The organism is Nocardioides sp. ChNu-99, from assembly GCF_029493445.1.
In the GTDB taxonomy this organism is placed as follows: domain Bacteria; phylum Actinomycetota; class Actinomycetes; order Propionibacteriales; family Nocardioidaceae; genus Nocardioides.
The window spans coordinates 1-24,917 of the sequence record NZ_JAHWBL010000032.1 but is presented as its reverse complement, the minus strand read 5'-3'; the positions used below and the strand labels follow the sequence as shown (position 1 = coordinate 24,917).

Sequence of the window (24,917 nt, the reverse complement as noted above, 5' to 3'; positions counted from 1 at the left end):
ACGCGTCCAGCGAGAGGCGGTCACCCGGCGAGCAGTCCCGACCGGTCGCTTGACCCCGTGCGGGCCCAGCGGTGGACTCGCGGACGGGTCGCTCGGGCGACACCGGACGGACGCAGCAGGACGAGGGCAGGACGAGGGCAGGAGGAGCCGGGTGGACAAGGTCGTCGCCTCGGCCGCTGAGGCGGTCGCGGACATCGGGTCGGGGTCGAGCATCGCCGTCGGGGGCTTCGGCCTCTGCGGGATCCCGACCGTCCTGCTGGAGGCACTGCTCGCCACGGGCGTGGACCAGCTGGAGGCGTTCTCCAACAACGCCGGCGTGGACGACGCGGGCCTCGGCCTGCTGCTCGGAGCGGGCCGGCTGCGGCGGATGGTGGCCTCCTACGTCGGGGAGAACAAGGAGTTCGCGCGGCAGTACCTCTCCGGCGAGCTCGAGGTCGAGCTCACGCCCCAGGGCACCCTGGCGGAGCGGATGCGCGCGGGCGGCTCGGGCATCCCCGCGTTCTTCACCGCCACCGGCGTCGGCACCCAGGTGGCCGACGGGGGCCTGCCCTGGCGCTACGACGCCGACGGCAACGTCGTGAAGGCCTCGCCCGCCAAGCAGACCCAGGTCTTCGAGACGACCGACGGCGAGAAGGAGTTCGTGCTCGAGGAGGCGATCGTCGCCGACTTCGCCCTGGTGCGGGCCGCCCGCGGCGACCGCCACGGCAACCTCGTGTTCCGCCGCTCGGCCCGCAACTTCAACCCGCTGGCCGCCATGTGCGGCCGGGTGACGATCGCCGAGGTCGAGGAGCTCGTCGAGCCCGGCGACCTCGACCCCGACCACGTGCACCTCCCGGGCGTCTTCGTGCACCGGGTGGTGCCGCTGACCCCCGAGCAGGCGGCGGACAAGCGGATCGAGAAGCGCACGGTGCGCGCGAGCGGCGAGGAGGCCTGACATGGGCTGGACCCACGACGAGATGGCGGCCCGCGCGGCCCGAGAGCTGCACGACGGCTCCTACGTGAACCTGGGCATCGGCCTGCCGACCCGGGTCCCCAACTTCGTGCCCGACGACGTCGAGCTCGTGCTGCAGAGCGAGAACGGCATCCTCGGCGTCGGCGCCTACCCCACCGACGATGCCGTCGACCCCGATCTCATCAACGCCGGCAAGGAGACGGTGACGGTGCGGCGGGGCGCGTCCTACTTCGACTCCGCGACCAGCTTCGGCATGATCCGCGGGGGCAAGGTCGACGCCGCCATCCTCGGCGCCATGCAGGTGTCCGAGGCGGGCGACATCGCCAACTGGATGATCCCCGGGAAGATGGTCAAGGGCATGGGCGGCGCGATGGACCTCGTCCACGGCGCCGCGAAGGTCGTCGTGCTCATGGAGCACGTGGCGCGCGACGGGTCCTACAAGATCGTGCGGGAGTGCTCGCTGCCCTACACCGGCCGCGGCGTCGTGCAGCGCATCATCACCGACCTCGCCGTCATCGACGTCACCCCCGACGGCCTGCGCCTCGTCGAGCTCGCGCCGGGCGTCGACGAGGCCGAGGTCCGCGCCAAGACGGAGCCCGACCTGCTGGCCTGAGCCCGCGTCACCCGAGGCGGCGGCTGAAGACCAGCACGCCCCGGGCGGGGTCGAGCTCGTGCGGGGGGACGCCGGAGAGCGCGACGAGGTCGTCGAACGACCCGTACCCGCCGATGCCGTCCCGCACGGCCACCACCTGCTCCGCCAGCGGCAGGGGCAGGTGGGCGTGCTGCGCGAGGGTGCGGGCGTCGACGCGGTTCACGTCCACGAGGCCACCGTCGGGGAACGTCCGGCCGACGAGATCGGGGCGTCCGATCCGCAGCTCGTGCGCGAGCGCGGGCTGGTCGTCCATCAGGTGCCGGGCCGTCTCCCGTGCCGCTACCGTCTCCCGGTGCACGGCGACCGCCGCGGCCTGCTGCTCGAGCACGGGCGACGGCTGCGAGCGGGACACCGCAGGACTGTCGTCCGCGAAGACCCACGCCCGGATCGCCACGGCGTGCGCCAGACCCACGAACAGGAGCACGACCATCGCCGCCGTGAACAGGGCAGCATCGAGGCCGCCCCGATCACGGTCGACGCCGAACAGCGCCGCGACCGCGGCCAGGTAGACCGCGACGGCGACCGCCTGCGCCCGGCTGCGCTTCTTGACCGCCGCGTGGGCCATGATCGCCGGGGTGCCGAGGCCCAGCGTGACAGCGGGCACGAGCGCCCACAGCCAGCTCACGAGGGTGGTGTTCCTGCCGTTGCTCACGGCTGCTCTCCTTCCCCTTCCGAGCGGTCTTCATGCCCGGTCCTGGTAGGAACGAAGCGTGGCCACCGCCCGCATCACCCCCGCGACGCTCGGCGCGTGGCTCGTCAAGACCGACCCCCGCGCGAACCCCGACCTGGTCGCGGCGGCGAGGGGCGGCGTACCGCTCGTGGTGACGAGGCGCTGCGTCAGCGACAACTACCGCGGCCGGATGATGGCGCCGGGCGACCGGGTGCTCCTCTGGGTGTCCGGCGACGGGCGGCTGCTGACGCGCGGCATCTGGGGGCTGGGGAACGTGACCGCCGCCGTGCGCCCCCGCGACGGTGACGGACGCCCGGAGGTCGGGCTCGACGTACCGCTCCTGCCGGACGGCGTGCCGGCCGAGGAGGTCCGGGCCGCCGGCGCGGGCGACCTCGAGGTGCTGCGGATGCCCGCCGGCTCCAACCCGTCCTGGGTGTCCCGCGAGCAGCTCGCCGTGCTGGTCCCGCTGCTGCCGGCCTGGCCCGCCGGATCGTCGGACAGGGGCGCCGCGAAGCCCTAGTCTGGCGAGGACCCCGGCGCTGCGGCGCCGCCTCCCGCGCCCTGCTGAAGACCGCTTCTGCACCGCCACAAGTTGTGCGGTGGTTGTCCACAAGCACGGTGGCGTCATCCCGTTCCTGGTGTGGACTGTTCCCTCCCACGCGCGGTGCGTGGAGATGGAAGGACACTCGGGTGCTCGGACCGGAACGTGATGTGACGCTGCGCGGACGCGTGCGCGTGTTCGTCGTCTGGCAGCTGCCCACGCTGCTGCTGACGGCCTACCTGGCGACCGCCCTGGCCCTGACGGCCCCGCACCTCCTGGCGAGCACACCCATCGTCCTCTCCCTCGCCCTCGTCGCCGCGGCCTCCGTCGCCGCCCTCGCCGCGCCGTGGGAGCGCTGGGGCCTCGCCTGGCGCATCGTCGTGCCCGCGGCCACCCTGCTGGCGACCGTGGTGCTGCGCCTCGACCTGGGCGACCTCCGCTCGATCGGCCTGCTCTCGGTGCTGCCGCTGACGTGGCTGGCGTTCGAGTTCGGGGGGCGCGGCATCGTCCTCGCGCTGGCGGGGGCGTTCGCCCAGAGCGCCTGGACCTTCGTCGGTCCCGGCACCGGCCTGTCCACCGGCCTCGCCTGGGTGCAGGCCTCGCTGTTCCCCGTGGTGACGATCGCGGTGGTCGTGACCGCCCGCTCGCTGGCGATGCTGCTGCAGCGCAAGCAGGACGACCTCCTCGCCTCCCGGGCGGCGCTGCGGGAGCAGCTCGACCTGGCGCGGCACCGCCTGCTCGTCGCCGAGCGCGTCACGGGCGTGATCGACGCCGGCGTCTGCTACCTCGACGACCGCGGCCGCCCCGCGCTGCTCAACCCCTACGCGCGGCACCTCGCGGCGCTCGCGGGGTACGACGCGAGCCAGCCCGTCCCCGTCGGTCCGCCCCCGGGCTCCCCCCACCGCGTCTTCTACGAGGACCGCGTCACCCCGGTCCCGGCCCGCGAGCAGATCGTCGCCCGGGCCCGACGGGGCGACGACGAGCCCGGCCGGCTCTACTGGGTCGGTCCGCCCGGCGACCAGCGGGCCATGATGGCCTCCTGCCACCAGCTGTGGGAGGGCCGCGCCCCCTCCGGCGGCGGGCAGCACCGCGGCCCCCTCCCCGGCACGGGCACGGGTCCCGGCTCGGGGGCGGCCGACGAGCGGGCCGACGAGCCGCCGGTGCACCTCGGGTCCGTCGTCGCTGCGTGGGACGTCACCGAGCTCACCGAGGCGGTGGAGGTGCGCGACCGGTTCCTCTCGACCGTCTCCCACGAGCTGCGGACGCCGCTCACCTCGATCATCGGCCACAACGAGCTGCTCGCCGAGGCGCTGGAGAACGGCGGCCACCGCCCGGGTGACCCGCGCCTGGTGCGCTCGGTCGACTCCGCGCGCCGCAACGCCGCCGTCCTCATGGGACGCATCAACGACCTGCTGGAGGCGTCCCGCGAGGACCTCGCCGACGTCGGTGGCGACCGCAGCCCGACGGACCTCGCCGACCTGGCCCGCCAGGCGCACGACCGCCACCGCGCGCTGGCGGCCGAGCGCAGCACGACGCTGCGCCTCGACGTACCACCCGCGCCGGTGCGCGTGCTGGCGCAGCCCCGCCTGGCGCAGGCCGTGGACCAGCTCGTGTCGAACGCCGTCAAGCACTCCCCGGACGGCGGCTGCGTCACCATCACGGTGCGCCGCGAGGACGGGCCCAACGGCCCCGACGCCGTGGTGGCCGTGCGCGACACGGGTGACGGCATGACCCCGGCGGAGGCGCGCCAGGCGTTCACGCGCTTCTACCGCACCGAGCGGGCCCGCCGCAGCGCCACCCAGGGCCTCGGCATCGGCCTGCCCGTCGCGCAGCGCGTCGTCGCCGCGCACGCCGGCACCATCGAGCTCGACAGCGCCCCCGGCGCCGGGACCACCGCCACGATCCGCCTGCCCCAGGAGCGCACCCCGTGAACCTGACGCACGAACGTCACGGCGAGGTCCGACGACCGGGCCACCTCGTCGTCCGCAGCTCCGCGCAGGGCGACGAGCAGCACCGCAGCCACCACGTCAGCTGGGCGGGGCACGGCACGGTCCACGACGTGGTCGCCCTCCCCCACCCCCGCACCGCGCTCTACCCGGGTTCCGACGTGCGGGCCCGCAGCCTGCAGGAGGGCGACGGCCAGCTGGTGCTCCTGCTGCGCCCCATCGACGCGCGGGTCGACATCGTGTGGCGCGACGACGCCGGCGCCCGCCACGGCGCGGTCCTCGACGGCGACACCGGGGCGCTGCGCGCGATGACGACCGCCGAGCTCGACCGCGGCGGCAGCACGGGCCCGCGCTCCTGACGTCCTGGCTCAGGCCCGGGCGTCCACCCGCTCCAGGAAGGCCAGGACGCGGTCGATGAGCAGGCCGGCGGCCTCCTCGTCGTACGACGGCAGCGTCGGGTCGGCGAACAGGTGCGCGTCCCCGGGGTAGAGGAACAGCTCGCCGCCCTCGACCTGCGCGGTGAGCGCCCGGGCGACATCGAGGTCGCCCTCGCCCGCGAAGTACGGGTCCTCGGTCATGCCGTGCACCTGCACCGGGACCTCGTCGGGCCAGCGGTCGCCGAACTCGCTGGGCGGCACGCAGGCCTCGAGGAGCAGCGCACCTCGGGCGCCCGTACGACCCTGCGCGAGCATCTGCGCGGGCAGCACGCCGAGGGAGAACCCGGCGTACACGAGCTCGGTCGGGAGGTGGCCGACCGCGGCCGCCCCGCGCTGCAGCATCGCCGGGAAGCCGATGTCGGCGACGTGGTTGACCCCGTCGACGACCGTGTCGAACGTGCGCCCGTCGAAGAGGTCGGGGGTGTGGACCTCGTGGCCGGCCTCGCGGAGGCGCTCGGCGAACCCGAGGACGCCGTCCGTCAGGCCCTGGGCGTGGTGGAACAGGACGACGGTGGCCATGGCTGCCTCCTCGGCTGGGGGTACGGCGGCCACCCTAGGCGCCGGGCGGGAACCCGTCGTCCGGGACGTCGTCGTGGTGGCACACCCACGCCTCGAACTCGGCGAGCACGAGGTCGAAGCGCCAACGGTCGACGACGGCGAGGTCGCCCGCCTGCCCGAAGGGGTAGAACAGCCACGTGAAGGACGACGGGGCCAGGACGACCGTGAGCGCCTCGTCGCGGACGATCTCCCGCAGCAGACGGCGCAGCTCACCGGCCTCTACCCCGGGACCCACGACCCAGAAGTACGTGATGGGCTCACCGCCGCGCTGCACGCCCCCGTACGGACGGTCGGTCCGCCAGGGCCATGCCTCGGGGAACGCCCTCCGGAAGTGGCCAGCCATGATGTTGCGTCGCCCGTACTCGTGCCCGACGATCACGAGGGGCTCGTCCTCGTGCAGCTTGCGCAGCCGCCGGACGAGCCGGAGGTAGAGGTCCACCACGTCGGCGTCGTCCGCGTCACCGTGCGGCAGCCGGCCGTCGGCCAGTCCGTCGAGCCGCACGTGGTGGGCGCCTGGCAGCGCCCGGACCTCCCACGCGTCGGGCGCGTGTCCCGGCCACGCCGCCGCCCAGGCGGCGCTCAGGGCCCGGGCGTCTCCGGAGTCCGCGGGCTCCCGGAACGAGCCCGACCTACAGCCGCGCAGCCGTTCGAGGAGGGATCTCACGGCGCTGGTGGGCCCGCCATGTCGACAGCGCTCGGGTGCTCTGGTCCGGTCACCGGGGCATCCTGTCGCGTCCTAGGCCCGCCGCCTATTTGAACGCGTTCAGTTCTGCGCTACGGTCAGCCCATGAGGATCGTGATACCCGGCGGGACCGGGCAGGTCGGAGGCATCCTGCGGCGGGCGCTGGCGGCGGAGGGGCACGACGTCGTCGTGCTCAGCCGGCGTCCGGAGGCCCTCGAGCCGGGCGTGCGGCACGTGGTGTGGGACGGGCGCACCGTCGGCCCGTGGGCCGAGGAGCTCGACGGGGTCGACGCCGTCGTCAACCTCGCCGGCCGCTCCGTCAACTGCCGCTACACCGACCGCAACCTGCGGCAGATGATGGACTCGCGGGTCACCTCGACCCGGGTCGTCGGCGCCGCGATCGCGCAGGCGGAACGGCCGCCCCGGGTGTGGCTGCAGATGAGCACCGCGACGATCTACGCCGACACGCGCGGCCCCGCCCACGACGAGACCCACGGCGTCATCGGCGGCGAGGAGCCCGACGTACCCCTGTACTGGGAGTACAGCGTGCGGATCGCGCGGAGCTGGGAGGCGGCGCAGGCGGAGGCGGCGACGCCCGCCACCCGCCGCGTGGCGCTGCGCACCGCCCTCGTGATGAGCCCCGACCGCGGCGGCATCCTCGACTACCTGCTGTGGATGGCGCGCCTCGGCGTGGGTGGGCCGGTGGCGGGCGGCGGGCAGTACGTCTCGTGGATCCACGAGGACGACCTCGTCCGCGCCGTCCTGCTGCTCCTCGAGCGCGACGACATCGACGGGCCGGTCAACGTCGCCGCCCCGGAGCCGCTCCCCCAGCGAGAGCTGATGCGCGCCCTGCGCCGGGAGTGGGGCCACCGCCCCGGCCTGCCGGCCACGCGGTGGATGGCCGCGCTCGGGGCGTTCGCGCTGCGCAGCGACACGGAGCTGCTCCTCAAGAGCCGCCGCGTCGTGCCCGGGCGGCTGCTCGAGGCGGGCTTCACCTTCGAGCACCCGTCGTGGCCCGAGGCCGCCGCCGACCTCGTGCGGCAGGTGCGGTCGCGCTGAGCGCACCTGCGACAGCAGGCCGGCGACGGCTCGCCCTCCGCCACCGCGACCCCGCACGAACGGGAGGGCCTCGGCGTCAGCCGATCCACTCGTTCCCGGTCAGCTCGTCGAGCGCGGTGATGTCGAGGGTCGGCTCGATGCCCGACTCCGGGGCGAACCCGTAGTGCTCGACCGCCCGCCGTACCCACTCGGCGGCGTCGATGTTGAGCGGGCTCGAGACCCACAGCGCGTAGGGCAGGTTCACGAAGCGCTCCTCGCGCACCGCCGCCAGGTCGCGCGACGCCGGGTTGGAGCGCAGCACCTCGACCTTGTCCTCGAAGGACTGGCCCGGGTAGTCGACGAAGAAGATGACGTCGGGGTCGGCGGCGGCGAGCGTCTCCCAGCCGACCTCGGTCCAGGTGTCGTCGACGTCGGCCGTGGCGTTGGTGACGCCGGCGGCGTCGAAGATGGCCTGGGGCCCGCCGTACGAGCCCGAGGTGAAGATCGCGTCGGTGCCGGAGTCGAAGAGGAACGCCGTCGGCGCCTCGGCGGGCTGCGGCGCCTCCTGCAGCGCGGTACGACGGGCCTCGATGTCGGCGACCACCTGCTCGGCGGTCCCGGCGTGGCCGGTGAGCTCGCCGATGTTGCGCAGGTCGGTCGTCAGGGCCGTCCAGGCGTCCATCGTGCCGCGGCCGCCGTCGTCCTGCTGGCAGGTCTCGCTCAGCAGGTAGGTCGCGATGTCGTGCTCCTCGACCATGTCGGGCACGAGGTTGCGGGCCTCGCTGAACCCGTAGCCCCACCCGGCGAACATCAGCTGCGGGTCGACGGCGAGGACGTTCTCCAGCGTCGGGAACTGGTCGCCGACGACCTCGAGCTCGTCGACACGGTCGTCGGGGTAGGCGAGCTCGAGCACGTCCTGGTCCCGCGCCATGCCGGTGACGGCGACGAGCTCCTCGCGCGCGCCCGCGGCGAGGGCGATCGAGATGATGCCGCCGTCGTAGGCGTAGAGCTCGGTGACGGGCTCGGCGACGGTCAGGTCCTCGCCGCAGTTCTCCACGGTGATGCCGCCCGCGGCGGCCGAGCCGGGGTCGTCCGCCCCGCAGCCGGCGAGCAGGGAGGCGCCGAGGGCGAGCGAGACGAGGCCGACGAGGCGGGCGGGGGCGCTGCTGCTCACGAGAGGTCCTTCCGGGCGTGGATGAGGAGGTGGGACTGGTCGAGGTGGGGGTGGGCGACCTGGGTCGACCCGACCCCGAAGTGGGCCGCGACGTTGGGGGCGCTCAGCACGTCCTCGGGACGGCCGACGGCGACGAGGCCGGCGGGCCCGGCACCCCGCCGGTCGGGGTCGGGCCACCCGACGACGGCGACGACGTCGAAGAAGCGCAGGGCCAGGTCGAGGTCGTGGATGGTGGCGACGAGCGTCTCGGCGCGCTCGGCCAGCACCTCGAGCAGGCGCAGCTGCCAGGAGACGTCGAGGTGGTTGGTGGGCTCGTCGAGCAGCATGACCGGGCACTGCTGGGCCAGGCCGCGGGCCAGCACCGCGCGGCGGCGCTCGCCGCCGGAGAGCTGGTCGCAGGGGTCGTCGACGCGGTCGGCCAGGCCGACGGCGGCCAGCGAGGCGAGCACGACCTCGCGCTCCGCCGTACCCCCGCGGGACCAGGGCCGGGCGCGCGGGACGCGGCCCAGCGCCACCATCTCGCCGACCAGCAGCTCGGCCGCGACCACCTCCTCCTGGGGCACGTAGGCCAGGCGGCGGGCCCGCTCCCGGGTCGACACGTCGTGGCTGTCCTCGAGCCGGCCGGCGGCGTCGGCGATGAGCACGTCGCCCGCCCCGGGGTGCAGCACGCCGGCCAGCACGCGCAGCAGGGTAGTCTTGCCGGCCCCGTTGACGCCGACGATCCCGAGCCGGCCTCCCCGGGGTACGTCGAGGTCCACGTCGCGCAGGACCTCCCGCCCGCCGAGACGGGCCGTGACGCCGCGCAGGCGCAGCGCCAGGTCGGGGGGCGCCTGCGACGGGCTCCCGGCGCTCACCGGCCGCCGCCGAACTCGTAGCGGCCCCGGCCCATGAGCAGCAGGAAGAGCGGCGCGCCGACGACCCCGGTCACGACCCCCAGGGGGATCTCCTGGGGCCGCACCGCGAGGCGGGCCACCACGTCGACCCAGAGCAGGAACAGACCGCCGCCGAGCGCCGCGACCGGCAGCACGACGCGGTGCTGCGCGCCGACGACCAGCCGGGCGGCGTGGGGCACGATGAGGCCCACGAAGCCGATGCCGCCGCTCACCGCGACCAGCACGCCGACGAGCACCGCGAGGCCCACGAAGAGGGTGGTGCGCAGCCCGCCCACGCTGACGCCGAGCGCCGACGCGGTCTCGGGACCGGCCGCGAGGGCGTCCATCCACCGGTGGATCGCGACCATGGCCACGGTCGCCACCGCGACGACGACGGCGGGGATCACGAGCTTCTCCCAGGTCGCGCCGCCGACGCTGCCGAGCATCCAGAACATGACGGAGTTGGCGGCGCGCGGGTCGTCGCTGAGGAAGACGAGGAACGAGGCGATCGCCGACAGCCCCGAGGAGAGGACGACCCCGGAGAGCACGAGGCGCAGCGGCGTCAGGCCGCCCTGCGCGGTCGCCACCAGCCACACGAGGAGCGCGGCCACGAGGGCGCCCAGCAGGGCGCCGACGGAGATGGCGTAGATGCCGAGCGCGCCGAGCACCCCCATGGTGATGACCGCCGTCGCGCCGACGGACGCCCCCGAGCTGATGCCCAGCAGGTACGGGTCGGCCAGCGGGTTGCGCACCAGGGTCTGCATGCCGGCGCCGGCCACGGCCAGGCCGGCGCCCACGATGAAGGCCAGCAGCGCCCGCGGCAGGCGCAGCTCCCACACGATCACGTCCCAGCGGCCCGGCTCGCGCCCGGCGAGGCGGTCGGTCACCGCCGACACGACCTCGCCGACGGGGATCGCCTCGGACCCGAAGGCCAGCGACACGACGATGCTCGCGAGCGCGGCCGCGGACAGCACGAGGACGAGCGGCCAGAACGGCAGGCGCCGGCGGGGGCGCGCGGTCCGGGTCCGCTTCCCGTGGCTCACGGGGTGGGGCCGGTGGTGGGTTCGGGACGGGGTGACGGGTCCACGGCGAGGTGCCTCTCGGGTCCGGGGCCCTGTGCGCGAGGGCCCGCTGTCGAACACGTGAGCCGACAGGTCTTCGGACTCGGGATCGGCCGACGACACCGCCTTCCCAGGGCTCCCGCCCCAGTGGCACCTGGTGTCGCCGTCTCCCTCACCGCTGCGCGCCAGTCCCGGATTCCCACCGGTGTTCCCTGGCATCCGTTCGGATGCGATCGACTCGGGTCGGAACGTAGCACGGGGGCGCCGCGCGCGGGGCCCGCGGTCTCAGCGCCCGGCGAGCAGGGGGGTGCGCGGCGGCCGCGCCTGGGCCACACTGCTCGGCATGGAGCTCGTCTGGGTGGCTGCGGCGGTGGCGGCACTGCCGCTCGCGCTCGCCGTGCTCACCGCGCGCGGCAGCCGGCGGCGCGGTGCGGGACGGGTGCGCGCGGCGGCGGCCGGCGCGCTGTTCCCCGTCACGTGGGTGGCGTGGTACCTCGTGGACGCGCCCCCGCGGTGGTGGCACGCGGCGGGCGGCTGAGCGGTACGGCGAGCGCCGTACCGGCCCGGTGGGTCACGTCGGACGGGTCAGAGGACGACCAGCACCAGGACGAGCAGCGCGGTGAGCGCCAGCGAGAGCAGGATCGAGCCGAAGCAACCGAGGCGGTTGCTGAAGAACAGGAACACGGGGGCCTCCGGGGGTAGGCGTGGACCGGGGCAGGTACCCGACGCGGCCGCCGGTCAGCCGGTGACCTCGTCGTCGACGATGACGTAGCCGCCGTCCGTGGGCTCCAGGTAGAGCCGACGGACCTCGCTCTGCGACGACCCGTCGGTGGTGTAGGTGAGGGACACGTCGACCGCGTCCTCGCCCGCCGGCTGGACGTCGTCGACCGACACGGCATCGATCGTCGCCCAGAAGCCCTCGTAGTTGTCGAGGCTGCCGATCTCGGCCTGGAAGCCGCTGCCGAGCATCGCCCACGCCGTCGCGGTGTCGCCGGGCAGCGCCCCGTAGTAGGACTCGACGAACGCGGCACGGCCGGCCTCGTCGTCGGGCGCGGAGGTGGTCGTCGTGGGCGCGGGCTCGGAGGTCGAGGCGCTCGGCTCCGGGCTCGTCGGCTCGTCCTCGGTGGCCGTGCTCGCCGGGGCCTCGCTGGTGGGGGTGGCGCTCGCGCGGTCGTCGGCGCTCTGCTGGTCGTCGTCGCCCTGGCCCCAGACGAGGAACGCGACGCCGCCCAGCACGGCGAGGAGCGCGAGCGCGGCGACGAGCGACCAGCGCCTCCGATGGGCGCGGTCGTCGGGCGGGTCCGGTGCGACGGGCGGGGGCGGTGCCGGGCGCGCCTGCGTGGCGACGGGTACGGCGACCGGTTCGGCGACCGGTTCGGCCGGCGACGCCGGCGTGGTCGGGCCCAGGAACGCTCCCGAGCGCGGCAGCGCCTCCCCGGAGCCGTGCCGCACCGCCACGCGGCGCAGGGCGTGGGCGGCGTCGTCCATCGACCAGCGGGACACCGGGTCGGGGTCCATCATCCGGGCGAGGACGTCGCCGAGGACGCCCGCCCGCTGCGGCTGCGGCGGGCGCTGCGTGGCGATCGTGGCGAGCAGCGCGATGGCGTTGCCCTGCTCGGGGTACGGCGGAGCGCCCTCCACCGCCGTGTACAGCGTGGCCCCGAGCGCCCAGACGTCGGCGGCCCGGCTGGGCTCCTCACCGCGGGCCAGCTCGGGCGAGAAGAACGCCGGGCTCCCGACGACGATGTCGGAGCGCGTCAGCTGGTCGTCCCCGGAGGTGCGGGCGATGCCGAAGTCGGAGATCTTCGCGACGTCGTCCTCGGTGACCAGGATGTTGCCGGGCTTCACGTCGCGGTGCACCGTGCCGCGGTGGTGGGCGGCCACCAGACCGTCGGCGACCTGCGCGCCGATCCGGGCGACGCGCGCCGGCGACAACGGACCCTCCTCGGCGACGATCTGCGAGAGGGTCCGGCCCGCGACGTACTCCATGACCATCCAGATGTGGTCGCCGTCCTGGATGGCGTCGTACACCGACACGACGTTGCGGTGGTTGAGCGCCGCGAGCGAGCGCGCCTCCCGCATCGCGCGGGCCATGTCGGGCGTCGACTCGCCCGGCAGCTTGCCGACCTGCTTGGCGGCCACCGCCCGGCCGAGGACCTCGTCGTGGCACAGCCAGACGCTGCCCATCCCCCCGCGTCCGATCTCCCGCTCGATGCGGTAGCGGCCGGCGATGATCTGCGGCGGCATGCGGCTCCTCCTCCGGATCGGCTGGCTCGTCGTGGCCCTGCTGGGGTCGTCGCGCTCCGCACCCGTTACCCACCGGGCGCGCCGACCACGCTCCCACGGCGGGTGAGCCAGCGGGCGGTGGGTACCGAACCTCCATGAAGCTGTTGAGGAGCGCCGCTGTGATCGGGATCGGCAAGAAGCTGTACGACGAGGCCCGCAAGCCGCACAACCAGGCCAAGATCAAGAAGGCGGTGGCGTCGGCGAAGAACCGACGCTCGCGCCCGAAGCACTGACACCCACGCTCGTCGTCGGCGGCCGATGGTCACCGACGGCGGGCGTGGGTGGCAGGGCGTCTGCCGCTGCGCGGCTCACACGTTGAAGCGGAACTCCACCACGTCGCCGTCGGCCATGACGTAGTCCTTGCCCTCCATGCGGACCTTGCCGGCCTCCTTGGCCTTCTGCATCGAGCCCGCGGCGACGAGGTCGTCGAACGAGACGATCTCGGCCTTGATGAAGCCGCGCTGGAAGTCGGTGTGGATGACGCCGGCGGCCTCGGGGGCGGTCGAGCCCTTCTTGATCGTCCAGGCCCGTGTCTCCTTGGGGCCGGCGGTCAGGTAGGTCTGCAGGCCGAGGGTGTCGAAGCCGACGCGGGCGAGCACGTCGAGGCCGGGCTCGTCGACGCCCGTCTCGGCGAGCATCTCGCGGGCCTCGTCGTCGTCGCCGAGCTCGACCAGCTCGGCCTCGAACTTCGCGTCGAGGAAGATCGCCTCGCTGGGCGCGACGAGGTCGCGCATCTTCTGCTTGAGCTCCTCGTCGGCGAGCTCGTCGGCGTCGCAGTTGAAGACGTAGATGAACGGCTTGGCGGTCAGCAGCGACAGCTCGCGCACGAGCTCGCGGTCGACCGAGGTGGCGATGATCGGCGTACCGGCCTCGAGGTGGCCGAGCGCCTCCTTGGCCGCGGCGAGGGTCGCGGCGAGCTCCTTCTTGGCCCGCGCCTCCTTCTCCAGCCGCGGGATCGCCTTCTCGACCGTCTGCAGGTCGGCCAGGATCAGCTCGGTCTGGATGGTCGAGATGTCGTTGGCGGGGTTGACCTCGCCGTCGACGTGGGTGACGTCCTCGTCGCGGAACACGCGGGTGACCTGGCAGATGGCGGCCGACTCGCGGATGTGGGAGAGGAACTTGTTGCCCAGGCCCTCGCCCTCGCTCGCGCCGCGGACGATGCCGGCGATGTCGACGAACTCGACGGTCGCGGGCAGCACCTTGGCGGAGCCGAAGATCTCCGCGAGCACCGCGAGGCGCTCGTCGGGCACGCCCACGACGCCGACGTTGGGCTCGATCGTGGCGAACGGGTAGTTCGCCGCGAGCACGTCGTTCTTCGTCAGCGCGTTGAAGAGCGTCGACTTGCCTGCGTTGGGGAGACCGACGATGCCGATGGTGAGAGCCACGGGGCGCGAGTGTACGGCGCGCCGCACCCGCCGCTCACATCTGCGGCCGCCCCGTCGGTGCGGCGTGGGAGGCTCGCTCCGTGAGCACCCCGACGTCGCCGCCCCGGCAGGATCCGCCCGCGGACCCGACCCCCGTCGCCCTGCGCCTCCCGGCGCACCAGGTGTCGCCGCGCGCCCGCGGCTACTGGCGGCTCACCGCGGCGCTGGCGACGTCGCTCCCGGTGATCGGCCTGGCGGTGGCCTGGGTGCTGTGGGGCGAGCGGCCGTGGTGGTTCACGCTGCTCCTCGTCGCGTCCGTCGTGGTCCTGCTCGTCGAGGTCGTCGTGATGCCGCCGCTGCGCTACCGCATCCACCGGTGGGAGGTCACCGGCGACGCCGTCCACACCCGCAGCGGCTGGCTGAGCATCGACGAGCGGGTGGCCCCGCTGTCGCGCGTGCAGACGGTCGACTCCTCGCAGGGGCCGATCCAACGCATGTTCCGCCTGCGGTCGCTGACCGTCACCACCGCGTCGGCGGCCGGCCCGATCAGCATCGAGTGCCTCGACGAGCAACTGGCCCGCGAGCTCGTCGCCGACCTCACGGCCATCACCTCCGCCACCCGGGACGACGCGACGTGAGCGAGCTGCACCCCCCGCCGTACGACCGGCCGGTCGACCCGGACGACGGCTGGACGCGCCTCGACAAGCGGATGCTCGTCATCGGCCCGGTGCGCGTGCTGGGGCAGTTCGCCTTCCCGCTGCTGCTCGGCTTCATCGGCATCGGCACGCAGATGGGCCCGTGGGCGCTGCTCTTCGTGCCGATCGCCGTCGTGGCCGCGTGCGTGCTGGGCGCGATCCCGTGGCTGACGACGTACTACCGCCAGACCGCCACCCACTTCGAGGTCCGCCGCGGCCTGCTCAACCGCACCAACCAGACGGCGCCGCTCGACCGGGTGCGCAGCGTCGACCAGACCGCGTCGCTGCTGCACCGCGTGCTCGGCGTGACGAAGGTCGAGATCGGCACCGGCGTCGACGACAGCCGCATCACCCTGGACGTCGTGACCGCCCCGGAGGCCCACCGTCTGCAGGTCGCGCTGCTGCCCCGGACCGCAGGGGGCGCGGGGCCGGCCCCGACCCCCGCCGTCGGTGGGGGCGAGGCGGCGGCGGACGCGTCGCCGGACCCGCCGGAGGCCGTGCCGGGCTCCCCCGTCGGCGTGCCGGGTCCCGGTGCGGAGCAGGTGCTCGCGACGCTGCGGTGGTCGTGGCTGCGCTTCGCGCCGCTGAGCCTCGCGCGGCTCGCGATCGTGGCCGGCGCGTTCGGTGCCGGCTCGCAGTTCTTCGACGACCTGCCGGTCTTCGACACCGAGCACGCCTCGGCGCTGTGGGACTGGCTGGGCCGGCAGTTCCTGCCGCTGCTGCTGCTCGTGGTCGCCGTCGTGCTGCTCGTGCTGTGGCTGGTGATCTCGCTGACGGGGTACGTCGTGCAGTGGGCCGGCTTCCGCCTCGTGCGCCAGCCGGGTGGGCGCCGGCCCGGCGACACCTCGCTCCACCTGCGCGCCGGCCTGCTCACGACGCGCTCCGTCACCGTGGAGGAGCGGCGCGTGCGCGGCGTCGAGCTCGTCGAGCCCGCCCTGATGCGGTTCGCGGACGGCGCGGAGCTGTCGACGCTCGCCACCGGGGTCGAGAACGGCACCACCAAGGTGCTGCCCTCCTGCCCCCTCGACGTGGCGGTCGCCGTCGGACACGACGTGCTGGGCCCCGACGCGGCGGCCGCCGCTCCCCTCACCACCCCCCTCGTCGCGCACGGCCCGGGTGCTCGCCGCCGCGCCCACGTGCGCTGGCAGTGGTCGACGCTGATCTTCGGCACGGCAGCCCTCGCCGCGCTCCTGGTCGACGGCACGCCCGCCTGGGCGCCCGTGCCGGTGGTCGTGTTCTTCGCGGTGCTCGGCGTCGCGGGGGCGGAGTCGTCGTACCGCAACCTCGGCCACGCCCTCACGACGCTCGACGGGCGGCCGCGGCACCTCGTGGCCGGCAGCGGCGCGTTCGCGCGCACCCGCACCGTGCTCGAGGCCGAGGGCGTCATCGGCTGGGTGGTCGAGCAGTCGTTCTTCCAGCGTCGTACGGGTCTGGCCGACCTGGTGGCGACCACCGCGGCCGGCGGGGAGTCCATGCGCGTGCGCGACGTCGACCTCGGCGTCGGGCTGCGCCTGGCCGACGCCGCGACGCCGGGCCTGCTGACCCCGTTCCGCGTCGCCCCCGCACGGGCCACGTAGCCTCGAGCGGTGCGCATCGCGACCTGGAACGTCAACTCCCTCCGCTCCCGCATCGACCGCGTCGAGGCCTTCCTCGAGCGGCACGACGTCGACGTGCTGGCACTGCAGGAGACGAAGGCGCGGGTCGACCAGCTGCCGCTGATGGGCTTGCAGGCGCGCGGCTACGAGGTGGCCGCGGCCGGCACCAGCCAGTGGAACGGCGTGGCGATCATCAGCCGCGTCGGCCTCGAGGAGGTCGAGGTCGGGTTCCCCGGCATGCCGGGCTGGGGCGAGCCCGTCGAGCCGGAGGCGCGGGCGATCGGCGCGGTCTGCGGCGGGGTGCGCGTGTGGTCGCTCTACGTGCCCAACGGGCGCAAGGTCGACGACCCGCACTACGTCTACAAGCTCGACTGGCTCGCCCGCCTGCGCGAGGCTGCCGGCGCCTGGGCGGACACGCCCACCGCGCTCGTGGGCGACTGGAACATCGCGCCGCGGGACGAGGACGTGTTCGACATGAAGCAGTTCGCGACGTCGACGCACGTGACGCCGCGCGAGCGCGCCGCCTTCCAGGCGTTCCTCGACGACGGCTGGGTCGACGTCGTGCGGCCGCACACGCCGGGGCCGGACGTCTACACGTACTGGGACTACTACCGGCAGCGGTACGAGCGGAACCGCGGCCTGCGCATCGACTTCGTCGTCGGCTCGCCGAGCTTCGCCGACCGCGTGACGGGGGCCTTCATCGACCGCGAGGAGCGCGCCGGCAAGGGTGCGTCCGACCACGCGCCCGTCGTGGTGGACCTGGACTGAGGAGCCGCCCAGCCTGGCGGAGACACGACCGCGCGCCCAGGCCCACCAGCCACGGGCGGCTGTCGCGAGCACTCTGGGTACAGGGCGGCGCACTTTCGCTAGGTTGACGGTTGTGGCACTCACCGGTGACGAGCGACGAGCGGCCGTGAGCCTCACGGCCCTGCTGATCAGCGTGTCGACGAGCACGTCGCTCTACATCTTCGACGGCGACGATGCCACGCTGGATCGAGTCGCAGCGGGGCTGCTCCTGCTCGCCACCGTGACGCTCTGCGCGTACCACCTCCTCACCCCTCGCGGGCGGGCCAGCATCACCACCGTCGCGGGCGCGCCCACCAGCGCCCGGGGCAGAGTCGCCGCGGCCGTCTCGGGTGCCGCCATCGCAGCCGTCGTCCTGGCCGTCTGGATCGGTCTCGACCTCCCTTACTGGTTCGGCGTCCTCGTCCTATTTCCCGTGGGTGGCGCTGTCATGTTCGTCATCGACAAGACCGTCCTGCGCCTGAGCCGGCACCAGGTCGTCGCAGGCCCAGACGCGCCCAGCCGTCCGCTCGAGCACGACCCCCGCGGGACGCCGTGACAGCGCTTCTCATGCCCGTCGTGGTCGCGACCGGCGCTGCCGTCATTTTCGTGGCGGGCTTCTTGGTCGACGACGTCTCCACCACCCACCGCACAGCGGGTCAGACGTCGTGCGTGGCTGTCGGCTGCCTGTTCGGCTACTCCGTCGCCACCGTCCGCGGTCGGGAGAGGTGGAGACGCCCCGCGCGGCGGGAGCCGATGTCCACCGACGAGCAGTGGGGACTCTTCTTCGGCCTCACCACCGGCTTCCTCAGCATTGGTGCTGTTCAGTGGGCCAGACGTTCACTGGTGGCTCAAGGTCACGATCGTGATGCCGTTGACCGGAGCGGCTGCGGTCCTCGTCCAGATCGTCTTCCTCCGGTCGAAGAGGTCCCGTCGGGTGGCGGCGGGAGTGGACCGTGACGACTGACCACCACCCCGACCGCCGCAACGACGTCTTTGCCGCGTTCAACGTGCTGTTCATCCTCGCCGCGTCCACGCTCCCGAGGTTGTTCGACCTGCCGGACTGGTCGTTCCTTCCTGTGGTGGCCCTCGCTGTGGTCGTGTACGCAGTGCTCGCCTTCGCGCTGCTCCGGTACCTCGGCAGGAACCGGACCTCCTGACCGCCCGCGGCCTCCACCGCAGGGACCCCGAGCGCGCAGCGTCCGCGTGCGCAGATTCAGCCACGGCCCCGCCCGCCGACTGAATCCACGCACTCCCCCGGCCGCCGTCCGGGCGGGCAGCGCCCAGGCGGGGAAACCTCAGCGCTGCAACGCCCGGAACACCCCCGAAACATCGGTTTCCTAGCGTGCGGCGCGTGACCCTCCTCCCCGTGCCCGACCGGCCGCTCGACGCCGGGGTGGGGCCGATCCGCTCGGCGACCTACCTCCCGTCGGCCCGCGAGAACCTCCTGTGGGGGCGCCTGCCCTGCGCGCGCGACCGGCCGGTGCTCACGGTCGACCCCGGCACCGAGGTCACCGTCGACACCCTCAGCCACGAGGGCGTGCTGGAGGATCAGGGCCGCGACCCGCGTGCCTTCTTCGCCCGCCACGGGGTCGCGGCCGACGGGGTGCTTGCCGACGCCGTCGACCTCGCCGCCTCCGACCACCCGCACGACCCCGGCACCGACGGCCCGCACGTGGTCACCGGGCCGATCGCGGTCACCGGCGCGCGCCCCGGGGACCTGCTCGCCATCACCGTCCTCGAGACCCTGCCGCGGGTCCCCTACGGCGTCGTCTCCAACCGGCACGGCCGCGGCACGCTGCCCGGCGAGTACCCCCTCGACGACCTCCCCGTCTTCTCCGCCTTCGCGGCCATGGCCGAGCACACGGGCGCCGGCGGGGAGCGGGCGTCGTACGGGGAGCTTCCCCTCACCCACGCGGGGTACGGCGACCCGCAGGCGCCGCGCGCCCGGTTCCCGCTCGCGCCCTTCCTCGGGATCATGGGCGTCGCCGTCGCCGACGAGGCCCGGCCCCACTCGGTGCCGCCCGGCGCCCACGGGGGCAACCTCGACATCAACCTGCTGACCGTCGGGTCGACGCTCTACCTCCCGGTGCAGGTCGCCGGGGCGCTGGCCTACCTCGGCGACCCCCACTTCGCGCAGGGCGACGGCGAGGTCGCGCTCACGGCGATGGAGGCCAGCCTCCGCGCGACCGTCCGCCTCGACGTCGTCGCGCACGAGGACGCGGTGGCCGCCTTCGGCGACCTGGCCGGCCCGCTCGCCGCCACCTCCGACCACCTCGTGCCCACCGGCCTCGACCCCGACCTCGACGTCGCGACCCAGAACTGCGTGCGCGCCGCCATCGCCCTGCTGGGCGCCCGCTACGGGATGGAGCCGGCGATGGCCTACGCCTACCTCTCGGCCGCCACCGACTTCGACATCTCCCAGGTCGTCGACGTCGTCAAGGGCGTTCACGCGCGGATCCGCACCGCCGACTTCGCCCACCTGCCGCCGCCGACCGCCCCCCGCACGCGATGATGCCGCGCATGAGCGGTACGGCGAACGCCCCCGACGACCTGCCCCCCGGTCTGGTCGAGGCCTTCTGGGCCTACGAGCGGGCGCTCATGGCCGACGACCTGGCGACGCTCGACGCGCTCTTCGCCCCCGGTCCCGACACCCTGCGCGCCGACGCCGCCGGCGTCCTCGTCGGGCACGAGCAGATCAGCGCGTTCCGCGGCGGCCGCGGCGGCGCGCCCCGCCGTACCGTCGTCGACGTCCGCGTGCAGGTGGTTGACGACGCGAACGCGCTCGTCATGGCGACCACCGAGCTGGCCCGCGGCGGCCGCGGTGTGCAGACCCAGCTGTGGCAGCGCCGCGAGCAGGGCTGGGTCGTCACCGCGGCCCACGTCGCGACCACCCCGCCCGCCCTCGACACCCGGATCTGGCGCGTCGTCGGCGACCCGCTCGTCACCGGCCGCGGCGAGGGCCCGCTGGCCGGGGAGACGGTCGCCGTCAAGGACGTCTACGCCATCGCGGGCCAGAAGGTGGGGGCGGGCAGCCCGGCGTACCTCGCCGCCGCCCCGCCCGCGCCCCGCACCGCCCGAGCCGTGCAGCGCCTGCTCGACGCGGGCGCGGTTGTCACCGGCATCGCGCGCACCGACGAGTTCGCGTGGAGCCTGTTCGGCACCAACGAGCACCACGGCACGCCGCCCAACCCGCACGCACCGCACCGGATCCCCGGCGGGTCGTCGTCGGGCTCCGCCACCGCCACGAGCCTCGGCCAGGTGAGCATCGGGCTCGGCACCGACACCGGTGGCTCCATCCGCGTGCCCGCCTCGTGGCAGGGGCTGTGGGGCATCCGCACCTCCCGCAACGCGGTGCCGCGCGACGGGCTGCTCGCCCTGGCACCGACCTTCGACACCGTCGGGTGGATGACCCGGGACGCCGGCCTGCTCACCCGCGTCGGCGACGTGCTGCTCCCCCCGGCCCCGCCCCCGACCGTGAGCGACCTCGTGCTCGCCACCGACCTGCTGGCGCTGGCCGCGCCCGACGTGCGCGCCTCGGTCGAGGCGGTCACCCGGTCGTGGGGCACCGTCTTCCGCGAGCCGTTCGGCGCCCACGAGCTGACCGACTGGCGGCGCACGTTCGTGCTCGTGCAGTCCGCCGAGGCGTGGCGCCAGCACGCGGGCTGGGTCGCCTCCCGGCTCTCGACCCTGAGCACGCCGGTGCGGGAGCGCTTCGAGGCCGCCGCCCGCCTCGACCCCGCCGAGGTCACGGCCGCCGCCGACGCCCTGACCGGCATCCGGCTCGAGATCCGACACCGCATCGGTGACCGGGTGCTCCTGCTGCCCTCGACGCCGACGGTCGCGCCGTACCCCGGCACGGCCGACCAGCAGCTGCGCGACACCCTGCTCGCGCTCACCTCGATCGCCGGGATCGGCGGCCTCCCGGCGGTCAACGTGCCGCTGCGCACCGCCGAGGGACTGCCCTGCGGGGTCTGCCTCGTCGCCGCCCCCGGCCGGGACCGTGACCTCCTCGCGCTCGCCGCCGACCTCGCCCGCAGCCGCGACGGCGTCTGACGAAACGTTCGTTACCACCGCGAAACGCGCGCGCCGGTCCGTGAAACACGGCGTCCCTAGGTTGGTCGCCGACCGCCGGGAAGGGAGCCAGGGGCGTGCGGATCGAGGACTTCAACGGCCTGCCGGCCGACGCGGCGCGGGAGGTGCTGCGCCCGGCCGCCGACGTCGGCTGGTGGGTCGACGGGCTCGTCGCCGCGCGTCCGTACGACGACCGCGACGCCCTGCTCGCCCGCGCCGAGCGCGACGCGGCCCGGTGGAGCACCGCCGACGTCGACGCCGCCCTCGCCCACCACCCCCGGATCGGCGAGCGCCCCGCCGGGGAGGGCGCCGAGGCCGCCCACAGCCGCCGCGAGCAGGCCGCCATCGTCGACCCCGGCCCCCGCGACCCCGGGCTCGAGGAGGCCGTCGCGGCCGGGAACGCGGCGTACGAGGCCCGCTTCGACCGCGTCTTCCTCATCCGCGCCGCGGGCCGCACGCGCAAGGAGATCCTCGACGAGCTCGTGCGCCGGCTCGACAACGAGCCGGCCGCCGAGGCCGCCGAGGTCGCCGAGCAGCTGACCCAGATCGCGCTCCTCCGGCTCGACGGGATCCTCTCGTGACCACCTGCTCCACCCACGTGCTCGACGCCGCCCGCGGCGTGCCGGCGGCCGGGCTCAAGGTGACCCTGGCCGACGCCGCGGGCACCGCGCTGGCCCACGCCACGACCGACACCGACGGGCGTGTCAGCTGGCCCGACGCCCTGCGGCGCGCGGGCGGACCGACCGAGCTGGGCCCCGCGACGTATCAGCTGCGGTTCGCGACCGGCCCCTGGTTCACGGCCGCCGGCCGCGCCACCTTCTTCCCGCGCGTCGAGCTGACCGTGGCCCTCGCGGGACCGCACGTGCACGTGGCTCTGCTGCTGAGCCCGTACTCCTACACCACCTACAAGGGGAGCTGAGATGGCGATCGGCGACATCGTCCTGGGGGCGAACCAGTACGGCAAGGCGGAGTGCCGCCTCGTGCGCGTCGACCGCGACAGCCCGGTCCACCGCATCACCGACCTCACCGTGACCGCCCAGCTGCGCGGCGACTTCACCGCCTGCCACACCGACGGCGACAACAGCCAGGTGGTCGCCACGGACACGCAGAAGAACACGCTCTACGCCTTCGCCCGCGAGCACGGCGTGCGCACGCCCGAGCACTTCCTCATGACGTACGGCGCGCACTTCGTCGAGGGGTTCGACTGGGTGAGCGGCGGGCGCTGGGAGGCCGAGACGTCCACCTGGGACCGCATCAGCGTCGACGGCGCGCCGCACGACCACTCGTTCGTGCGGCGCGGGCAGGAGACCCGCACCACGGTCGTGCAGAAGGACGGCGACGCGACCTGGATCGTGTCGGGCCTCAAGGACTGCGTGGTGCTGAAGTCGACGGGCTCGGAGTTCCACGGGTTCCCGCGCGACCGCTACACGACGCTGGCCGAGGTCGACGACCGCGTCATGGCCACGTCGGTGACCGCGTGGTGGCGCTACGCCCCGCAGACCCAGGCCGAGCTCGAGGGGCTCGACTTCGACGCCCTCCACGACGGGATCCGCGCCGAGCTGCTCGCCGCGTTCGCCGACCTCCACTCCCTGGCGCTGCAGCAGACCCTCTTCGCCATGGGCCGCCGGGTGCTGGAGCGGTACGGCGTGGTGGCCGAGGTGCGCCTGTCGTGCCCGAACAAGCACCACTTCCTCGTCGACCTGGAGCCGTTCGGCCTCGACAACCCGGGCGAGGTGTTCTACGCGGCCGACCGCCCGTACGGGCTCATCCAGGCCACCATCACCCGGGAGGGGCAGGCCGAGGTGCCGCAGGCGTGGGCCACCGTGCCCGCGTTCGCCTGATGCGGGTCGACGCCGTCCGCGGCCGGCGGGTGCTCGTCGGGGACGCCTTCGTGCCCGCCACCGTCGTCGTCCAGCGGGGGCGGATCGCCGCCGTCGAGGCCTACGAGCACGAGGCCGAGGGCGTGGTCGTGCAGGCCGCCGACACGGCGTACGTCGTACCCGGGGTCGTCGACACCCACGTGCACGTCAACGAGCCGGGACGCACCGAGTGGGAGGGCTTCGCGTCCGCGACGCGGGCCGCGGCGCTCGGCGGCGCGACGACGCTCGTCGACATGCCCCTGAACTCCCTGCCGCCGACCACGACGGTGGAGCACCTGCGCGTCAAGCGGGCCGTCGCGCGCGACCAGCTCATGGTCGACGTGGGGTTCTGGGGCGGCGCGGTGCCCGGCAACGTCGGCGACCTCGAGCCGCTGTGGGACGCCGGGGTGCTGGGGTTCAAGTGCTTCCTCGCGCCGAGCGGCGTCGACGAGTTCCCGCCGCTGGACCCCGCCCAGTTCCTGCTCGCGCTGCGGGAGGTGGCCCGCTTCGACGGGTTGATGATCGTGCACGCGGAAGACGCAGGTGTGCTGGCCGCGGCGCCGCAGGAGGCGGGCGGCTCCTACCGCGCGTTCGTGCGTTCGCGGCCCCACGAGGCGGAGACCGCGGCGATCCGGCAGGTGATCGACGGCGCCCGCGAGACCGGCGCCCGGGTGCACGTGCTGCACCTGTCGAGCGCGCGGGCGCTGGGGATGATCGCCGACGCCCGCGCCGAGGGGCTGCGGCTGACCGTCGAGACGTGCCCGCACTACCTGGTCTTCGACGCCGAGCGGGTGCCGCACGGGGCGGCGCAGTTCAAGTGCTGCCCCCCGATCCGCGACGCCGGCAACCGCGAGGAGCTGTGGGCCGCGCTGCGCGCCGGGATCATCGACTGCGTCGTCTCCGACCACTCCCCCGCCACCGCGGAGGAGAAGGGCCGCGGCGACGGCGACCTCCAGCAGGCGTGGGGCGGGGTGTCGGGGCTGCAGGTCGGGCTCGCGGTGATGGCCGCCGAGGCCCGCCGGCGCGGCATCGGGCTCGCCGAGGTCAGCCGGTGGATGTCGCGCCACACCGCCGACCTCGTCGGTTTCGGCCACAAGGGCCGCATCGCCGTGGGCGCCGACGCCGACCTCGCCGTCTACGACACCGGCGTCGACTTCCGCGTCGAGGCCGCGCAGCTGGCCCACCGCAACCCCATCTCGGCGTACGACGGCATCCGGTACGGCGGCCGCGTCGTCCGCACCGTCGTGCGCGGCGACGCCGTCGACGTCGACCGCCCCGACCACACCTGGGGGCGGATGCTCGAGCGGGTGCGCTAGGGGCCCTACAGCGCGGCCTCGAGGCCGGCCAGCACCTGCTGCTTGGTCGGCGCGCCCGCGGCGCGGGTGACCTCGCGACCGGCGGCGTCGAGCACGAGGGTCGTCGGGGTACGCCGGACGTCCAGGTCCCGCACCAGCTGCAGGTGGTGCTCCGCGTCGACCTCGACGTGGGCCACGCCCGGCACCACCGCGGCGACCTCGCCGAGCACGCGCCGCGTGGCGCGGCACGGGGCGCAGAAGGCGGAGGAGAACTGCAGCAGCGTCGCGCGCTCGCCGGGCTCCCCCGGTACGCCGGCAGCCGCCGCCCGCGCCCACGCGCCGGGCTCGGCCGCCTCGACCGGCTCGGTGTCCGGCGCCGCGGT

At 74.6% G+C, this 24,917-nt stretch carries 28 protein-coding genes and 1 riboswitch; of the genes, 19 read left to right on the top strand and 9 right to left on the bottom strand.

Annotated features, from left to right (window positions below):
- Positions 1-151: 151 nt before the first annotated feature.
- Together KK617_RS11865 and KK617_RS11860 are read left to right on the top strand one after the other, a co-directional pair.
- Positions 152-934 (top strand): CoA transferase subunit A, encoded by a 783-nt coding sequence (locus tag KK617_RS11865; protein WP_277500232.1) that lies wholly within the window; start codon positions 152-154, stop codon positions 932-934.
- Between the two features lies 1 nt (position 935).
- Positions 936-1,565: a 3-oxoacid CoA-transferase subunit B gene (locus KK617_RS11860; protein ID WP_277500231.1), complete on the top strand. Its 630-nt coding sequence runs from the start codon at positions 936-938 to the stop codon at positions 1,563-1,565.
- A gap of 7 nt (positions 1,566-1,572) precedes the next feature.
- Here the strand turns inward: KK617_RS11860 and KK617_RS11855 are convergent, their stop codons facing one another.
- Entirely contained in the window at positions 1,573-2,256 is a 684-nt protein-coding gene (locus KK617_RS11855; protein ID WP_277500230.1) for a helix-hairpin-helix domain-containing protein, read from the bottom strand.
- Between the two features lie 58 nt (positions 2,257-2,314).
- Here KK617_RS11855 and KK617_RS11850 point away from each other — a divergent pair, with 58 nt between their 5' ends.
- The 3 genes from KK617_RS11850 to KK617_RS11840 all read left to right on the top strand — a co-directional run bounded on the left by KK617_RS11850 (position 2,315) and on the right by KK617_RS11840 (position 5,120).
- Positions 2,315-2,794, top strand: a complete 480-nt coding sequence (locus KK617_RS11850; protein ID WP_277500228.1) for an EVE domain-containing protein — start codon at positions 2,315-2,317, stop codon at positions 2,792-2,794.
- Between the two features lie 170 nt (positions 2,795-2,964).
- Positions 2,965-4,746, top strand: a complete 1,782-nt coding sequence (locus tag KK617_RS11845; protein ID WP_277500226.1) for a HAMP domain-containing sensor histidine kinase — start codon at positions 2,965-2,967, stop codon at positions 4,744-4,746.
- On the top strand, positions 4,743-5,120 hold the full coding sequence (locus KK617_RS11840; protein WP_277500225.1) for a hypothetical protein: 378 nt from the start codon (positions 4,743-4,745) through the stop codon (positions 5,118-5,120). The genes KK617_RS11845 and KK617_RS11840 overlap by 4 nt, the downstream gene beginning before the upstream one ends.
- Before the next feature lie 9 nt (positions 5,121-5,129).
- On the opposite strand, the gene KK617_RS11835 is transcribed toward KK617_RS11840, so the two are convergent.
- Together KK617_RS11835 and KK617_RS11830 are read right to left on the bottom strand one after the other, a co-directional pair.
- Positions 5,130-5,717: a dienelactone hydrolase family protein gene (locus tag KK617_RS11835; RefSeq protein WP_277500224.1), complete on the bottom strand. Its 588-nt coding sequence runs from the start codon at positions 5,715-5,717 to the stop codon at positions 5,130-5,132.
- Positions 5,718-5,751: 34 nt separating this feature from the next.
- Positions 5,752-6,258, bottom strand: a complete 507-nt coding sequence (locus KK617_RS11830) for a hypothetical protein (RefSeq protein ID WP_277500223.1) — start codon at positions 6,256-6,258, stop codon at positions 5,752-5,754.
- A 285-nt stretch (positions 6,259-6,543) separates the two neighbouring features.
- On the opposite strand from KK617_RS11830, the gene KK617_RS11825 reads away from it, so the two are divergent.
- Positions 6,544-7,497, top strand: coding sequence for a TIGR01777 family oxidoreductase (locus tag KK617_RS11825; protein ID WP_277500222.1), 954 nt, complete (start codon positions 6,544-6,546; stop codon positions 7,495-7,497).
- Positions 7,498-7,573: 76 nt separating this feature from the next.
- Here the strand turns inward: KK617_RS11825 and KK617_RS11820 are convergent, their stop codons facing one another.
- The 3 genes from KK617_RS11820 to KK617_RS11810 are packed head-to-tail and all read right to left on the bottom strand — an operon-like array spanning position 7,574 to position 10,520.
- Positions 7,574-8,650, bottom strand: a complete 1,077-nt coding sequence (locus KK617_RS11820) for an ABC transporter substrate-binding protein (RefSeq protein ID WP_277500221.1) — start codon at positions 8,648-8,650, stop codon at positions 7,574-7,576.
- Complete coding sequence (locus KK617_RS11815; RefSeq protein WP_277500220.1) at positions 8,647-9,504, bottom strand: ABC transporter ATP-binding protein; 858 nt, start codon at positions 9,502-9,504, stop codon at positions 8,647-8,649. The genes KK617_RS11820 and KK617_RS11815 overlap by 4 nt, the downstream gene beginning before the upstream one ends.
- Entirely contained in the window at positions 9,501-10,520 is a 1,020-nt protein-coding gene (locus tag KK617_RS11810) for an iron ABC transporter permease (RefSeq protein ID WP_277500255.1), read from the bottom strand. The genes KK617_RS11815 and KK617_RS11810 overlap by 4 nt, the downstream gene beginning before the upstream one ends.
- A gap of 133 nt (positions 10,521-10,653) precedes the next feature.
- A riboswitch (cobalamin riboswitch) is annotated at positions 10,654-10,836 on the bottom strand.
- A gap of 90 nt (positions 10,837-10,926) precedes the next feature.
- Here KK617_RS11810 and KK617_RS11805 point away from each other — a divergent pair.
- Entirely contained in the window at positions 10,927-11,121 is a 195-nt protein-coding gene (locus tag KK617_RS11805; protein WP_277500219.1) for a hypothetical protein, read from the top strand.
- Between the two features lie 200 nt (positions 11,122-11,321).
- Here the strand turns inward: KK617_RS11805 and KK617_RS11800 are convergent, their stop codons facing one another.
- The gene (locus KK617_RS11800; RefSeq protein ID WP_277500218.1) at positions 11,322-12,830 is read right to left on the bottom strand and encodes a serine/threonine-protein kinase; all 1,509 of its coding nucleotides are present in this window, start codon (positions 12,828-12,830) and stop codon (positions 11,322-11,324) included.
- A gap of 134 nt (positions 12,831-12,964) precedes the next feature.
- Here KK617_RS11800 and KK617_RS11795 point away from each other — a divergent pair, with 134 nt between their 5' ends.
- Entirely contained in the window at positions 12,965-13,102 is a 138-nt protein-coding gene (locus KK617_RS11795) for a hypothetical protein (protein ID WP_277500217.1), read from the top strand.
- 75 nt (positions 13,103-13,177) lie between these two features.
- On the opposite strand, the gene ychF is transcribed toward KK617_RS11795, so the two are convergent.
- Positions 13,178-14,254, bottom strand: a complete 1,077-nt coding sequence (gene ychF, locus KK617_RS11790; RefSeq protein WP_277500216.1) for a redox-regulated ATPase YchF — start codon at positions 14,252-14,254, stop codon at positions 13,178-13,180.
- A gap of 80 nt (positions 14,255-14,334) precedes the next feature.
- On the opposite strand from ychF, the gene KK617_RS11785 reads away from it, so the two are divergent.
- The 11 genes from KK617_RS11785 (at position 14,335) to allB (ending at position 24,555) form a co-directional block, all read left to right on the top strand.
- Positions 14,335-14,871, top strand: coding sequence for a PH domain-containing protein (locus KK617_RS11785; protein WP_277500215.1), 537 nt, complete (start codon positions 14,335-14,337; stop codon positions 14,869-14,871).
- Positions 14,868-16,505, top strand: a complete 1,638-nt coding sequence (locus tag KK617_RS11780) for a PH domain-containing protein (protein ID WP_277500214.1) — start codon at positions 14,868-14,870, stop codon at positions 16,503-16,505. The genes KK617_RS11785 and KK617_RS11780 overlap by 4 nt, the downstream gene beginning before the upstream one ends.
- Before the next feature lie 9 nt (positions 16,506-16,514).
- Entirely contained in the window at positions 16,515-17,291 is a 777-nt protein-coding gene (locus tag KK617_RS11775; RefSeq protein WP_277500213.1) for an exodeoxyribonuclease III, read from the top strand.
- Between the two features lie 145 nt (positions 17,292-17,436).
- On the top strand, positions 17,437-17,865 hold the full coding sequence (locus KK617_RS11770) for a hypothetical protein (RefSeq protein ID WP_277500212.1): 429 nt from the start codon (positions 17,437-17,439) through the stop codon (positions 17,863-17,865).
- 397 nt (positions 17,866-18,262) lie between these two features.
- Entirely contained in the window at positions 18,263-18,466 is a 204-nt protein-coding gene (locus tag KK617_RS11765; protein ID WP_277500211.1) for a hypothetical protein, read from the top strand.
- A gap of 194 nt (positions 18,467-18,660) precedes the next feature.
- Positions 18,661-19,821, top strand: a complete 1,161-nt coding sequence (locus KK617_RS11760; RefSeq protein ID WP_277500210.1) for an acetamidase/formamidase family protein — start codon at positions 18,661-18,663, stop codon at positions 19,819-19,821.
- 8 nt (positions 19,822-19,829) lie between these two features.
- Positions 19,830-21,362 carry an AtzH-like domain-containing protein gene (locus KK617_RS11755; RefSeq protein ID WP_277500209.1) on the top strand — a complete coding sequence of 511 codons (1,533 nt, stop codon included), beginning with the start codon at positions 19,830-19,832 and terminating at the stop codon, positions 21,360-21,362.
- A gap of 95 nt (positions 21,363-21,457) precedes the next feature.
- A complete protein-coding gene (uraD, locus tag KK617_RS11750; protein ID WP_277500208.1) occupies positions 21,458-21,961 on the top strand; it encodes a 2-oxo-4-hydroxy-4-carboxy-5-ureidoimidazoline decarboxylase in 504 nt (167 codons plus the stop codon).
- Positions 21,958-22,299: a hydroxyisourate hydrolase gene (uraH, locus tag KK617_RS11745; protein ID WP_277500207.1), complete on the top strand. Its 342-nt coding sequence runs from the start codon at positions 21,958-21,960 to the stop codon at positions 22,297-22,299. The genes uraD and uraH overlap by 4 nt, the downstream gene beginning before the upstream one ends.
- Position 22,300: 1 nt before the next feature.
- Positions 22,301-23,221: a factor-independent urate hydroxylase gene (gene pucL, locus KK617_RS11740; protein WP_277500206.1), complete on the top strand. Its 921-nt coding sequence runs from the start codon at positions 22,301-22,303 to the stop codon at positions 23,219-23,221.
- Complete coding sequence (gene allB, locus KK617_RS11735) at positions 23,221-24,555, top strand: allantoinase AllB (protein ID WP_277500205.1); 1,335 nt, start codon at positions 23,221-23,223, stop codon at positions 24,553-24,555. Before pucL ends, allB begins: the two co-directional genes overlap by 1 nt.
- A 5-nt stretch (positions 24,556-24,560) precedes the next feature.
- On the opposite strand, the gene KK617_RS11730 is transcribed toward allB, so the two are convergent.
- Positions 24,561-24,917, bottom strand: a 357-nt coding sequence (locus tag KK617_RS11730; RefSeq protein ID WP_277500204.1) for a thioredoxin family protein, incomplete at its 5' end; no start/stop codon positions are given.